12 protein-coding genes are annotated in these 13,655 nt (G+C 57.3%); 6 read left to right on the top strand and 6 right to left on the bottom strand.

Annotation, left to right across the window (positions count from 1 at the left end; translation table 11 throughout):
• Positions 1-206 precede the first annotated feature (206 nt).
• The gene (gene ureC / locus ACWIUF_RS02850; protein WP_448570684.1) at positions 207-1,916 is read left to right on the top strand and encodes an urease subunit alpha; all 1,710 of its coding nucleotides are present in this window, start codon (positions 207-209) and stop codon (positions 1,914-1,916) included.
• 20 nt (positions 1,917-1,936) lie between these two features.
• On the opposite strand, the gene ACWIUF_RS02845 is transcribed toward ureC, so the two are convergent.
• The gene (locus ACWIUF_RS02845; protein ID WP_448570683.1) at positions 1,937-3,619 is read right to left on the bottom strand and encodes an ATP-binding protein; all 1,683 of its coding nucleotides are present in this window, start codon (positions 3,617-3,619) and stop codon (positions 1,937-1,939) included.
• Positions 3,620-3,736: 117 nt separating this feature from the next.
• Positions 3,737-3,892, bottom strand: a complete 156-nt coding sequence (locus tag ACWIUF_RS02840) for a hypothetical protein (protein WP_448570682.1) — start codon at positions 3,890-3,892, stop codon at positions 3,737-3,739.
• 364 nt (positions 3,893-4,256) lie between these two features.
• Between ACWIUF_RS02840 and ACWIUF_RS02835 the strand changes: the two genes are divergently transcribed.
• Positions 4,257-5,021, top strand: a complete 765-nt coding sequence (locus ACWIUF_RS02835) for a DUF1449 domain-containing protein (RefSeq protein WP_448570681.1) — start codon at positions 4,257-4,259, stop codon at positions 5,019-5,021.
• 8 nt (positions 5,022-5,029) lie between these two features.
• A complete protein-coding gene (locus tag ACWIUF_RS02830) occupies positions 5,030-7,195 on the top strand; it encodes a flotillin family protein (RefSeq protein WP_448570679.1) in 2,166 nt (721 codons plus the stop codon).
• Between the two features lie 246 nt (positions 7,196-7,441).
• Here the strand turns inward: ACWIUF_RS02830 and nagA are convergent, their stop codons facing one another.
• Positions 7,442-8,704 (bottom strand): N-acetylglucosamine-6-phosphate deacetylase, encoded by a 1,263-nt coding sequence (gene nagA, locus ACWIUF_RS02825; RefSeq protein ID WP_448570678.1) that lies wholly within the window; start codon positions 8,702-8,704, stop codon positions 7,442-7,444.
• Positions 8,704-9,270, bottom strand: a complete 567-nt coding sequence (locus tag ACWIUF_RS02820; protein WP_448570676.1) for a hypothetical protein — start codon at positions 9,268-9,270, stop codon at positions 8,704-8,706. Before ACWIUF_RS02820 ends, nagA begins: the two co-directional genes overlap by 1 nt.
• 528 nt (positions 9,271-9,798) lie before the next feature.
• Between ACWIUF_RS02820 and ACWIUF_RS02815 the strand changes: the two genes are divergently transcribed.
• The 3 genes from ACWIUF_RS02815 to ACWIUF_RS02805 are packed head-to-tail and all read left to right on the top strand — an operon-like array spanning position 9,799 to position 12,313.
• Positions 9,799-10,194 carry a hypothetical protein gene (locus ACWIUF_RS02815; RefSeq protein WP_448570675.1) on the top strand — a complete coding sequence of 132 codons (396 nt, stop codon included), beginning with the start codon at positions 9,799-9,801 and terminating at the stop codon, positions 10,192-10,194.
• A 4-nt stretch (positions 10,195-10,198) separates the two neighbouring features.
• Entirely contained in the window at positions 10,199-11,476 is a 1,278-nt protein-coding gene (locus ACWIUF_RS02810; protein ID WP_448570674.1) for a glutamate-5-semialdehyde dehydrogenase, read from the top strand.
• Positions 11,477-11,503: 27 nt separating this feature from the next.
• Positions 11,504-12,313: an inositol monophosphatase family protein gene (locus tag ACWIUF_RS02805; RefSeq protein ID WP_448570672.1), complete on the top strand. Its 810-nt coding sequence runs from the start codon at positions 11,504-11,506 to the stop codon at positions 12,311-12,313.
• A gap of 69 nt (positions 12,314-12,382) precedes the next feature.
• On the opposite strand, the gene ACWIUF_RS02800 is transcribed toward ACWIUF_RS02805, so the two are convergent.
• Positions 12,383-13,006: a TetR/AcrR family transcriptional regulator gene (locus ACWIUF_RS02800; RefSeq protein WP_448570670.1), complete on the bottom strand. Its 624-nt coding sequence runs from the start codon at positions 13,004-13,006 to the stop codon at positions 12,383-12,385.
• Between the two features lie 161 nt (positions 13,007-13,167).
• A partial coding sequence (locus ACWIUF_RS02795) for a pyridoxal-phosphate dependent enzyme (protein WP_448570669.1) occupies positions 13,168-13,655 on the bottom strand: 488 nt, incomplete at its 5' end.

Genomic DNA, 13,655 nt, shown 5'->3' with positions numbered 1-13,655 from the left:
CATCACTGCCCAGAGTGTGGCTACACCGCGCATCGGGATGTAGCAGCAGCTCAGGTAGTGAGGCAGCGCGGGATTGCAGCGGTGGGGCACATCGTCAAGAAGCTTGGTGAGGGCAATGTCTAAGACACCCTGTGAGCCAAGCATCCCCGCGCCTTTAGGCCGGGGAGTTGTCAAAGCAGCCTGTCCATTATTGGGAGAGTCCAACCATGAGCTATCGCATGGATCGCCGTGCCTACGCCGAAACCTATGGCCCCACCGTGGGCGATCGCGTGCGCCTTGCGGATACGGACTTGATCATTGAAGTAGAACGGGATTTCACGACCTATGGCGATGAGGTGAAATTCGGCGGCGGTAAGGTGATCCGGGATGGCATGGGCCAGTCCCCGATTCCGAATACGGCGGGAGCCGTGGATCTGGTGATTACTAATGCCTTAATTCTCGACTGGTGGGGGATTGTTAAGGCGGATATTGGCATTAAAGATGGCCGGATCGCTAAGATTGGCAAAGCCGGAAATCCCTACATTCAAGACAATGTTGATATTATCATCGGGCCAGGCACCGAAGCCCTCGCCGGGGAGGGAATGATCCTCACCGCTGGTGGGATTGATGCCCACATTCACTTTATTTGCCCCCAGCAAATTGAAACGGCGATCGCGTCCGGCATCACCACGATGATTGGCGGTGGCACGGGACCCGCGACGGGAACTAATGCGACCACCTGTACCCCTGGGCCTTGGAATCTCTACCGGATGCTCCAGGCTGCCGATGCGTTTCCAGTGAATTTGGGCTTTTTGGGCAAGGGCAATAGCAGTTTACCGGAAGCGCTCAATGAGCAGGTAGAAGCAGGAGCGATCGGTCTCAAGCTCCATGAGGATTGGGGTACCACCCCAGCCGCGATCGATACCTGTCTAAGTGTGGCCGATCGCTACGATGTTCAGGTGGCGATTCATACCGATACGTTGAACGAGTCGGGGTTTGTGGAAGATACGATCGCCGCTTTTAAGCATCGCGTCATTCACACCTACCACACCGAAGGCGCTGGCGGGGGCCACGCCCCCGATATTATTAAGGTCTGCGGTGAACTAAATGTGTTGCCCTCTTCGACCAACCCGACGCGGCCCTATACGGCCAATACCCTGGAAGAGCACCTGGATATGCTGATGGTTTGTCACCACCTAGACCGCAGTATCCCGGAAGACGTGGCCTTTGCCGAATCGCGCATTCGTCGGGAAACGATCGCCGCTGAGGACATCTTGCACGACCTGGGGGCCTTCAGTATGATTGCCTCCGACTCCCAGGCAATGGGGCGCGTGGGGGAGGTGATCCTCCGCACCTGGCAAACCGCCCACAAGATGAAGGTACAGCGGGGACCGCTGCCAGAGGATTCCGATCGCAACGATAACTTCCGCGCCAAGCGGTATGTGGCCAAGTACACGATCAACCCGGCGATCACCCACGGCATTGCCCAGTATGTGGGTTCGGTTGAAGAGGGGAAGCTGGCGGACCTGTGTCTCTGGCGTCCGGCCTTTTTTGGGGTGAAACCGGAAATTATCCTCAAGGGCGGCCTGATTGCCTGGTCCCAAATGGGGGATGCCAATGCTAGTATTCCGACGCCCCAGCCCGTCCATACCCGCCCCATGTTTGGCAATTTTGGCGGCGCGATCGCGGCTACATCGCTCACCTTTATGTCCCAGGCGGCGATCGACAAGGACGTTGCCCAACACCTGAAGTTACAAAAGCCGGCGATCGCCGTGGGCAATATTCGCCAATTGAGCAAACGGGCGATGAAACTGAATGATGCCCTGCCCCGGATGGAAGTCAATCCCGAAACCTACGAAGTGCGGGCCGATGGGGTGTTACTCACCTGCGAACCCGCGACAGTCCTGCCAATGGCCCAGCGTTATTTCCTGTTTTAACGAACCTGCGTGCGATCGCCTTACTCACTCTCGCGGCCCGTTTCCGGCACACTGGTCGCGGTTAGTGTGGGTTGGACGTAGCGCGGTAAGCGCACGGTAAAAGTTGTGCCCTGGCCTTCCTGGCTATGGAAACTCACCTGGCCCTCATGCTGGACCACACACTGCTTGACCACCGCCAACCCTAACCCTGTGCCCCGAATGTTGGTGGTATTACTGGCCCGATGGAACAGTTGGAAAAGGCGGGTTTGATCATCCCTGGGAATGCCAATCCCCTGATCCTGGATCTCCAGGCTGACGTGGGTATCATCCCCCCGGATGCGCACCACGATCGGCGTGGCGTTCGGCGAATATTTAATCGCATTGGACAGCAAGTTGGTTAGGATCGATCGCAGCAATTGGGGATCTAAATACACCATGAGGGGGGTTGCCGGGGTTTGTAATCGAATCGCCTGCTGGGCACCCATTTGCAATTCCTGCACAATGCCCCGACAGAACTTGACCAAATCCAACTCCACCGGATTCAGTTCCAGCTTCCCCGCCTCGGCCTTCCCGATTGTCAGCACATCTTCGATCAATTGGTTCATCGCGACCACTGCCGACTGGGCCAGCCCAAAATACTCCTCCCGTTTCGCGGCTGGGGCGAGGTGCCCGTAGCGCTGCAACAGTTCCAGCGAGGTCCGAATCACCGTCATTGGCGTGCGTAACTCGTGGGAAACCATTGAGACAAAACGGGATTTCAGCTCATTCAATTCCCGCTCCTTTTGCAGGGCTAAGCGCATTTCATACTCGGCTTGCTTGCCCTGACGAATCAGCGCCTCACGGGATCGGATACCCGCGACCATGCTGTTGAACGCCGCGGCGAGGGTATGCATTTCATCGGGGAATGCATCATGATCGGCAAAGCTCAGGGGGGCGATTTGATAATTACCGAACCGAATAGCCTCCGCCGCGTTGGTGAGATCCCGCAAGCGATGGGTCAGGACCCCCGATAGTAAATAAATTAAGGTGAAGAAAATACTATAGGTCAGGATAAAGGCTAGCCCCACCCGTTGCCGGATAGCGTGTTGGATTTGCAGGACATAATCGGCCTCAATATCCAGCCCTAGCATCAACAATTGCTCACCCGTATCGTCCAGAATCACCGACGACGATAGCCAACTGCCCCATTTGTCACTATAAATACTCGATACTTCGATCAGTTGCCGCTCCCGGAGCAAGTCCAAGTCGAGGTTGGCGGGGGCCGATTCCAGAAAGTCAGCAGCCTTCTGGGGATCACGAATCAGCCAGAGATCAACCAGGTACACAATCTCCAAGGCATCGGGGGGAACAGCCGCAGGGCCAATGCGGCGATTGCGATCGGCAGGACCGACCACATAGGAATACAACCAAACGCGGGGTTCGATCTGGTGGACAACTTCCAGCCAACGTAACTGGCGTTGATAGCGATCGTCATCGGAAGCGCCAACCGCATTGCGCTCGCCCGTCTGGTACAGTGCCCACAATTCCTCAACATCAACCCCGTGGGCGGCTCCCTTCAGTGTGGCTCGCATATCCGCCCGTAGCCTGGTGAGCGTTTTCTCCGTCGTGAAGGTATAAAACCAGTAAAACGCGCCCGCAAACACCAGACTGAACAGGATGCTAAAGACAATGAGCAGTTTTGTCCGCAAACTCAGCGATCGCCGGTGAAGTCGTGCCGGTTTCATGGGTAAAGTTGGCTGGGGGCTAGCAGTTGGGTGTTGCAAGGGAGCCTCAGGAGATTGCCATTGTAAGCGACATAACAAATTGAAAATCACAGCCGTTTTATCCCACACAATCAAGACCTAGCGCGACTGCGTATCCATCTGGCTGACTGTGCCGCCCGCATCCGCAGGGCACCGTAATACACCCAACGCTGAAATCAGCCCTAACCGACGCTCAATCCCATGACGTACCTGATCTTTGCTCCAGACGATCGCACCATAGCATAAAGTCTTCATAACGCATCTCAGTAGTCTATAACTTGATCAGCATGGGGTGTGAGCGTTCCCCTAGGAATCGTTAACGAAGTCTTGCCTGAGGTACAGCGGGATACGTTTCCCATCTTAGCTAGATCCCTGGGTTAGGTTAGAAGTGCTGGGAGGCCCCTTGGGGGAGGATGCCTTGATCGGACCGTTAGCCAACCGGGTAAGCGAGCACCATTGCGCCTCGGTAACCCCTAAGGCATGGGGCTATTGCTGACCCCATTTCCAAGGAATACCCGCCCCCTATCCGGAAGATTGCGAAATTTTTCAATTTTGCTGTCTCACGGAGGTTACCGTTAGGGTGAACTAAGACTAGGACACCGACTCAGTCGTCACGATTATGCTTTTTCATCCAGCCAACCTGCCCTACTGGATTTTCCTCGGTCTTGGGATGGGGCTGCTGCTAATGGTCATCCTCGCGGGCGGGGGCGAGACGGAGGCCGAAATGGAGGTCGATCTCGATACCGATCTCGACATGATGATCGAGGCAGGTGCTCCTGAGTCATTATGGGATCTGGACGCCGATACAGATACTGAGGTGGAGGGGGGAATCGGCCTGCTCCAAGTGCTCGGTTGGTTAGGGGTTGGCAAGGTGCCCCTGGTGCTGCTCTTGGCGATCGATCTTTGCTTCTGGGGCCTCATTGGCTGGATTTTGAACGTGAGCTTCGGGCACCGCTTGGGGGCCATCCCCACCCGAATCTTGGGCTGGGGTGGCCTGATTTTCTTTGGCTCCTTGGCGCTGAGCCTCACGATCGGCAGTTGGTTGGCCCGTCCCCTCGGCCTCTTGTTTGCCGCCTTTGGTGAAGATGCCAGCAGTGAACGGCTGATTGGCTGTGGCGGCACCGTCAGTTCGGCGGCAGTCCCCCCCCTGCGATCGGGCAAGATTGGCCAAGTGGATGTGATTGATGCGGCCCATAATTTAGTCACCGTCAATGCGGTGTTGCCAGAGTGGGCAACCGTTGTTCCCCGCCGGGGTACCCCCATTTGGGTAATTGATTACCAGGATGACCAGGGGTATGTTGTCATTGCCAAAGACAGTCTTGACGAACAGCAGTGGTTGGCCGAGGGACCTGCTCGTCCGAATTCCAGAAAACGATTGCGTTAGGTATTGTTATGCGTTATTGGCTCACCCTTTCCCGCTCCCTGTTAACCGCCGCCGCCCTGCAACTGCCCGTGGGGCTGCCCATCCTATCGCCAACAGGCCCAGCCGCCGCGATCCAACCAGCGATCGCCCGCTCGACGGATATCGCCAGCGGGCCGGCGACGACACCGCTGACTGCGCAAAATTCCAAATTCCAAATTCCAAATTCCAAATTGGACCCGCCGCCTGCACTCGTTTTGGCCCAATTCCCAGGGAGGGGTGGGTTCAAAATCGGGGAGGTGCCGTTCTTTGCCGGTGTGTTTGCGAGCGTGATTTTCCTGATTTTGGTTGGGGTGTGGGCCTACACGCGGGTGTATGTGATCACGCCGACCAACGAGGCGTTTGTGCGCATTGGGATTGGCAGTAATCGCAAAAAATCGGTGTTTTTGAACGGGGGGTGTGTGGTCCTGCCGGGATTCCATGAGTTGACGCGGGTACCGTTACGGGAAATTTCGATTGATGTAGAACGCACGGGCAAACTGGCGGTGCGCACCCAGGATTACCTGCGGGCCAATATGCGGGTAACGTTCTATGTCTGCGTCAGTCCTAACGAGCAGGATGTACTGACCGTGGCGGCGCGTCTTTCCCAACAGGGACGGATTACGGCGGAGAATATCAAAGATGCCCTGGAAAAACGGGCGGACGATGCCATCCGAGCGGCGGCAAAACGTAAGAGCTTGGCGGAAATCGATTCCGATAAGTTGGGCTTTGCCGATGAAGTCTTGAACCTGATTCAACAGGATCTCAAACGGGTGGGGCTGACGCTGAATAATATTGCCATTTCCGAAATTGAAGAGAGCGACACCTACGACACGAATAATTTCTTCGATGCCCAAGGTGTGCGCCTGCGGACGGAGACCATTCAGAAATCTATCCAGCAAAAGCGCGAGGTGGAACTCACCACCCAGGTGACGATCGAACAGCGGGAATTGGATGCAGAGAAGCAATCCCTGCGCATTGTCCAGGAAACCGAGAGTGCCAAACTGGCGCAACAGTTGGAAATTGAAGCCCTACGGGCACAGCGGGAGCGGGAAATCCAGGAGGCTAAGGACAAGGAAACCGCCAAGACTGAGCGGAATAAAATCCTGCAAACGCAATCTGTGGAGGAGGAAAAAATCCGGCAGCAGTTGGCTGTCCAACAGAGCCAGATTGATGCCGACATCGCCCTAGAGGAACGGCAGAAGCAGTTAAAGGTCGCCCAAGCCTTGCAGCAACAGGAGGCGGAAGTTGCCAATATTCAACGGCAGCAAACGGTGGAGTCAGCCCGGTTGGCCTCCCAGGTGCAGGTGGCGGAAGCTGAACGCCTCTCCCGCCTTGCCCAACAGGACGCGGCGATCGCGATCGCCGAGAAGGAACAACAACGTCTGGCCGCCGAAGCCGAACGGGCCAAAGCCGAAGCCGGGGTGCAAACCGCCACCGAGATCGAAATTGCCGAACGGCAACAGCGGTTGGCTGTCCTTGCCGCTGAACAGGAGGCCCAGAAGCAGCGCATCTCCGAGCAAAACCTGGTGGAAATTGATGTCTTCCGGCGGCGGCGGCAGGCGGAAATTGCCCGGCAGGCTGCCGAACTGGAAGCTGCCTCGATCCGCACCCTGGCCCTAGCGAATCGCGATCGGGCAGTGGCGGAAGCGGAGGGTATTGCCGCTGGCATCGCCGCCCGCAATCACATTAGCACGGGCAACTTGACGGCGGACCTGATCAACAGCCTTGGCCCCGCCTTCATCGATAAATTACCAGAGATCCTGCTGGCCTTGGCTCCCCAACCCGGTGTCCTGGGGGATGCCCGCGTCTATAGCTTTGGGGGGAACAATGGGGGAGGGGCTAGCCCCGACATCAGTCAACTGCTGCTGTCCACCAGTGGCCTTCAGTTTGTGGATACCCTGCTGGATGAGGGTAAATTGGGTGGGTTGATCGAACAGGTTAGTCGGCTATTGCAGGACCGATCGCGCTCCCGTTATGCCGCACCTGAGTCCGATGCCAGCCGTAATCCCCCCCCAACAGCCAGCAGCCCGGTGGAAACGTCAAAAAACTTTGCATCGACCGCAGCAACGCCTCCCCCACCGCTCACCCTGGTGCCGCCGCCTGAATCCCATGTGGCGCAAGACATTGACCCGGATCAACCTGCCGATCCCGCTTAGGCGTCGCGATCGTCACTATAGAGAAATGCTACTAAGGGCATGACCAGACGGAAGATCTGAGCGAAGATAAAAATGGCGGTCAAACGTATGCAGCGTTCAACCGCCCTCTTCTCACATCAACACCCGCCGTCCGGCGGGTTTTCTTGTGCCATAGAGTACACCATCCCACCCAAAATGGACGGGCTTTTACCAGATTCCCGAAAAAATTTATCTCAGCCCTGCATCCGGTTGACGCGAGTCCTCGCATCAAGCCCTCCCAAGGCCACTCCGGTTGGTGCTTAGCAGCCGCTGCCAGTGAAGTTGCCCGGTTTGAGGATCGTGGTGCCAGCGCAAGGGGGAGGCCAGGGGAGATTCCCCGATGGGCAGCCCGATCGCGGCCCGTGGGGCTTGGGTTGCCAAGGCGATCGCCCGGCCCGGATCGCACAGCCCCCACTGGACCAGGTTTTGTACCCCCGCCAGCAAGGGCAAGGTTGTCCCCGCCAAAGTGCCATCCCCCAGGCGAGCGGTGCCCTGGGTCACGGTGATCTGGCGTTCGCGCAGCGTCTCCCCAGGAGAATCGTCCCAGGGATAGGTCCCGTCGGGGAGTCCCAACGGAGCGAGGGCATCACTGACGAGGAACAAGGGACCCCCCCCATCGGCTGCTTTAGGGGTTGCGGTCATCCGCAATAACAGATCCAGCATCGTGGGGCAAATATGCTGACCGTCGGCAATCACCCCACAGGCAACCCCCGGCGTGGTCAAGGCAGCCCCCAGTAACCCTGGCTCCCGGTGATGTAATCCCGGCATGGCATTGAAGGCGTGGGTGACCATGCTGGCCCCTTGGGCGAAGGCAGTACGGGCTTGGGCTGCGGTTGCCTGGGAGTGACCGAGGCTGACGGTGATGCCCAACGATCGCAGGTAGGGAATCACGGTCCCCGTCCCATCCAACTCCGGGGCCAGGGTCATCACCTTGACGATCGCGGCATAGTCCCCCAGCACTGTTTTCACCGTATCCAGCGTCAGGGGTTGCAAATACGCCGCCGGATGTGCCCCCCGTTTCTCCAGATTGAGGAATGGCCCCTCCAAGTGAACACCCAAAATCTGCGCCGTTTCCGGTGCGGGCGGTTGAGTCATAAAGTGGGCGATCGCCGCTAGGGCACGGTGAATCTTGTCAAGGCGGGTGGTCACAATTGTGGGCAAAAAGCCATCAACCCCCTGCTGCCAGAGGGTGCGGCAAATTTCCTGGAGGGCAGTGCCATCGGCCTCAGTTAAATCAGGAAATGCCAGCCCGAGGGCACCATTGATCTGGAGATCGACCCCACCGAGGGAGAGCCAATCCCCCTGAAGATCGATCACGAGGGCATCGCCTAAATCTGAGTTAGGGATAACGGGTCCTGGCCATTGCTGGACAATGGCACCCGGTTGCAAAACCGTCGTATGGGAGCCTGACAGACCTGGCAGTTGGGCGTTGGTGAGAACGATCGGGCGAGGGGTCACGAGATCCGGCATGGGGGCGATCGGGGGCAACATTAGAATTGGGAACGCAAGGGTTGGCCATTACTCATGCCCTGGCAGACGGATGACATGGCCGCAGAAATCGTGCGATAGCGCTGGGTGGCAGCCGCATTCATATTCCTCATAATCTGACCGGTTCGAGCATAATATCTGGCCTCCTCATAGGCTTGCTCATCCGTTAAGAGGGCAAGGGTTGCTGGTGGCAAATAACAGCGGACAGACATCTGTTCTACCCGGGGTTCCAGGGCTGATTGGGCAAAGTACTCGACAAGGCAGCGATTATCCTGCCATCCCTTAATCACAGTGCGTGCCATCAGATCGGGGGCAATGAGGCGGGCGAGAGGGTGGGGGATAGAAATTTCACCGGGTTGACACGCCTGAAGCCGGTTTAAAAAGGCTTCCGCAGCGCTCGGTGCCTTGGCGGGCTGACCCGAGAGGGGTTTGGTGGGCGTCTCCATTGGCCGGGCAGGGCTGGATGGGGGACTAGGGGATGCCGGTGGAGCCATAGTGGGCGTCTGGGAATTGGCATCCGCATCCAAACACTCAGACTGGCCCGTGCGACTATTAACCCAATAATTCACACAAGAGTTGCTCTGAGCCACCCCTGACGGCGCGTACATCACCGTAGGCAGGATGAGTGTACAGAGCAGCCAGGCATGGCCAGGTGATAATCGCTGCGTGAAGTTGCTCAATTTCCTATGCATTACGACTCGCGCTGCTTGCGGACGATGGTCTGACGATCGGATACCAGGCAGTTAGGCATGGGTGAGGGCGACAGGGGCCGCAGGAGCCACTGGGGCGATCGGCAAGAGGGATGTCGTCACCTCAGGGCCGTTTACAGTTGTTTACTTTAAGGGGTTAGTTTAGGGATTTGCTGCTGAATCATTCGTTCCTAATAGCATCGATCTGAATAGTATCTAATAATAGTAGGAGAGACAGGGTAGGGGAGACTCGGTTACCTCATCGGGGAACCTCGTTGGTGAAGACCGCTACTGGTGATACCGCCCTACTGTGCGCCTCTGGTTGACCGGGATTTTCGGCTCTTGGCCCGAATCCTCAGGCTACTGACCCTCGCTTCCCCTAACCTTTGGTTAGCTGAATCTGTCCCCGTGCAAAAGACACCAAAAGTCGATCTAAATACGGATTACCCTTGCCCCTGTCGGCGGCGGGGACGCCTGATCCCGATCGCCCTCACGGAAGCCCTCGGCTGCGATCGCTGTCAGCAAATTTTTGTGGTGCAGGAGAATGGCTATGTCATCGAGCAACTCTCGACCCACTATCCCTATAAGCAGGCCTGGCGTTGGACGGGCCACCAATGGCATCGGGCACATTCCGGCTTGCAGGACAGCTATTTACCCCTAGCGTTGACGATTCTGATGCTACCGATTGTCTGGCTGCTGCTGGTGTTGATTGCCCGCCCGGATATGAACCTGGTTCTGGTAATGATCCCGCTGCTGCTGATCCTGATCATCCCGCTGCTACAGTGGTTAGCCTATCGGCGGTAAGCAGATGATGGAGCATTCACCGACTTCTCAAGCTGATCCCGCTGCGGCGGTCCTGACAGCGGTCCAGGAAGCAGCCCAAGGGGCGATCCATCTGGCCAAGGTCAGCGGCAGCGATCGCAGCCGTGCCCTACGGGCAATGGCCCAAAACCTGCGGGAACGTCAGGACGCTATTCTGGAAGCCAATACCCTCGATCTGGAGACCAGTCATGAAATGGCCATGCCGGACCTGATCCTGGACTGGCTGAAGCTCACACCGGAGCGTCTCCAAACCGCTGTCCAAGTTTTGCAAAAGCTCAGTGACCTGTCGGACCCCATTCAACAGGTCATCTCTACTAAATATCCGGTCGAAAATTGCCAATCCTATGCCCAGCATATGCCCCTGGGTGTGATTGCCCTCGTCTATGAGGCGTTACCAGAGTTGGCGGCGATCGCGGCGGGCTTGTGTTTACGCACGGGCAATAGCTTAGTCCTGAAGGGCGGCAACGAGGCCAGCCATTCCAACCAGGCGATCGCGGCGGCTTTGCAGGCAGCCCTGGAAGAGGTTTCGTTTCCCCTGGCCTGTGTGACCCACCTGGCCAGTGAACAGGGCAGTTCGATTCGGGATCTGGTCACCCAGGATGCCTGGATCAATCTCGTGATCCCCTACGGACGGCCCAGTTTAGTGCAACAGGTGGTGCGGCAGGCGACGGCCCCTGTCCTGCGCACGGCGATTGGTAATTGTTATCTTTACTGGTCCGCATCGGGCAGTTTAGAGATGGTGCGTCGGGTCATTTTGGAAAGCCATCGCCGGGAACCGGATGCGGTGAATGCGATCGAAAAGGTTCTGGTCCACACCAAGCAGAATCCCGCTGCCCTAACCTCGCTCTGGAGTCACTTACGCGAGCACGGCTTTCGGCTAAAGGGGGATGAGGCCCTGGTGGCGGAATTCCCGGAGTTGGAACCCACGGCCCCGGAGGACTGGAGCCAGTCGGCCTTGGATAGGGTGGTGATTTTTAAGTGGGTGGATAGTTTGGCGACCGCGATCACCTGGATCAATCACTACAGTAGCGGCCACGCCGATTGTCTGATTACCGAGTCCTATCGCGAGAGTCGCCAGTTTGCGATCGGGGTGACCAGTGCAGCGGTCTACATCAATGCCTCACCCCAGTTTACCCGCAATCCCAAGCGTGCCCGTGATATTGCCCTGGGGATGTCGAGCCAAAAGGGCCACCGCCGAGGGGCTATTGGCCTGGAAACGTTGACAACCTTGAAGCAAGTGATTCAGGGTAATGGGGTGGATTAAATCATTGGCAGGCGGTGAACGGGTCCCATGCAAGAATTTTTAGCGATCGCGACGGAGGCTGCCCTGGCGGCGGGGGCACAACTCCAAACCTACTACGGCAAATTAGCGTCGATTCAGGAAAAGGGCCGACCGGGGGATCTCCTGACGGAGGCCGATCAGGCCTCGGAAGCGACGGTGATTGCTATCCTCAAGCGCCATTTCCCGGAACACGGTATTTTGGCGGAGGAGTCGGGGCTGGCGGGACCGGGGGATAGCCCCTACCTGTGGGCGATCGATCCCCTGGATGGGACCACCAATTTTGCCCACCAGTACCCGTTTTATGCCGTCTCGATCGCGCTGTTGGTCCACGGGGTTCCTCAGGTGGGGGTGGTGTTTGCGCCGTTGATGAATGAGCTATTCTGTGCTGCCAAGGGGTTGGGGGCGACCTGCAATGGGGAACCCATCCGGGTATCGGCAACGGCAACCCTCCGGGAGAGTTTGCTGGTGACGGGGTTTGCCTACGATCGCCGGGAGACCCCCGATAACAATTACGCCGAATTTTGCCACTTCACCCATCTGACGCAAGGCGTGCGTCGGGGCGGCTCGGCCTCGGTGGATCTGGCCTATGTGGCCTGTGGGCGGTTAGACGGTTATTGGGAGCGGGGGCTGTCGCCGTGGGATTTGGCGGCGGGGGTGGTACTCGTAGAGGAAGCCGGGGGGCTAGTGACGGCCTATGATGGCAGTCCCTTTGTGTTGTCATCGGGGCGCATTCTGGCTAGCAATGGCCACCTACATGGGGCGATGAGTGCGGAACTGCAACGGGTACACCCCCTGACGGGGTGGCAGGCACCGCTCTAGCCTAAAAAAATACCAGTCATCACGTTTAATTGCGGTAGGCTGGGTCAACCCTTATACAAGCCAACGAATTCAACTAGCGGCCAATACCCCATTCAGGAAAATATCCGCAATCCCTTCGGCCATCTCCTGCATCGCCTTGGGTGAGGTCCCTGGTTCCATAATCGTATCCTGACTAAACCCGGCCACCGTAAACATCCCCAAAAATACCCGTGCCACAATTTTTGGGTCCATCCGGCGATAAACCCCCCGATCCATTGCAGTTTGAAAAAATGCCTCCGCCACATCCATCATCTTGTCAATGACTTCCTTTTGGATGCGATCGCGCAGGTCAGGATGGAACTGGGATTCCATAAAACAAACTTTTAACAAATCGGCATTTTCGCGGAAATGAAGCATCCGGCGATGCATCACCTTGGCCACTGCCTTATAACTGCCCATTTCACTTAACTCGGTCAATAAGTCCGTGAGAATCTCCACCCAGCCCTGGGTCACCACCTCTACCAGGATGGCTTTTTTATTCGTGAAATGCCGAAACAACGTTCCCTCAGCCACTCCCGCTGCTTGGGCCAAATCCCGTGTGGTCGTGCCGTCATAGCCCTGGTTGGCAAACAACCGACGGGCTGAGAGCAAAATGCGGGCACGGGTTTCCGTTTCTTGGGGCGGGGCCGGGGCGTAGCTGCGGCTGGGAAGCATGAGCACTCACTCTAACTCGTAGGCATTATTGTGACCTACAAAACCAACGATCGCAGCCAAATTTTCATATGACTATAGATTCTCGCTTTACATTTCGACATCCCTGAGCGCTGCTGTCGTGACGATCCGCACCCCGTTTCCCACGGCCTTACCACCCACGACTAGGGGCCAATATCAGTAGACAACTCCCTGGGGATCAAGGTTAAAAGCTGGGGTAAATCCACATTCCCACCACTCAAGATCACGCCGACCCGCCCCTGCATTGTGGGCAGTTTGCGACTTAATAAGGCTGCCGTTGCCAGTGCCCCCGTTGGTTCCACGACTAACTTCAACCGCTGCCAGAGGAAGAGCATGGCGGCAATAATTTCAGCCTCGGAAACCGTGACCATCTCATCAACTAAATGCAAGACGATCGGGAATGTAATCTTTCCCAAGGACGGCGTCCGTGCCCCATCGGCGATCGTGTCAGGGTTGGTGACGGTTTGCAGGGTTTTGCTATAGAACGAACGGGTCGCATCATCCGCCAGCTGGGGTTCTACGCCCACCACCCGACACCGGGGTGACAGGGTTTTGGCCGCGATCGCGGCTCCCGCCTTATAACTGCCCATTTCACTTAACTCGGTCAATAAGTCCGTGAGAATCTCCACCC

Source organism: Trichothermofontia sp. (genome assembly GCF_053493415.1).
Note: the sequence above shows the minus strand (reverse complement) of the source record. Positions and strands in the feature narration are given on the sequence as shown.

Excerpts from the sequence above, each read along its gene's own strand:
- ureC (WP_448570684.1), top strand. The coding sequence starts at position 207 with ATGAGCTATCGCATGGATCGCCGTGCCTACGCCGAAACCTATGGCCCC.
- ACWIUF_RS02845 (WP_448570683.1), bottom strand. The coding sequence starts at position 3,619 with ATGAAACCGGCACGACTTCACCGGCGATCGCTGAGTTTGCGGACAAAA.
- ACWIUF_RS02840 (WP_448570682.1), bottom strand. The coding sequence starts at position 3,892 with ATGAAGACTTTATGCTATGGTGCGATCGTCTGGAGCAAAGATCAGGTA.
- ACWIUF_RS02835 (WP_448570681.1), top strand. The coding sequence starts at position 4,257 with ATGCTTTTTCATCCAGCCAACCTGCCCTACTGGATTTTCCTCGGTCTT.
- ACWIUF_RS02830 (WP_448570679.1), top strand. The coding sequence starts at position 5,030 with ATGCGTTATTGGCTCACCCTTTCCCGCTCCCTGTTAACCGCCGCCGCC.
- nagA (WP_448570678.1), bottom strand. The coding sequence starts at position 8,704 with ATGTTGCCCCCGATCGCCCCCATGCCGGATCTCGTGACCCCTCGCCCG.
- ACWIUF_RS02810 (WP_448570674.1), top strand. The coding sequence starts at position 10,199 with ATGATGGAGCATTCACCGACTTCTCAAGCTGATCCCGCTGCGGCGGTC.
- ACWIUF_RS02805 (WP_448570672.1), top strand. The coding sequence starts at position 11,504 with ATGCAAGAATTTTTAGCGATCGCGACGGAGGCTGCCCTGGCGGCGGGG.
- ACWIUF_RS02800 (WP_448570670.1), bottom strand. The coding sequence starts at position 13,006 with ATGCTTCCCAGCCGCAGCTACGCCCCGGCCCCGCCCCAAGAAACGGAA.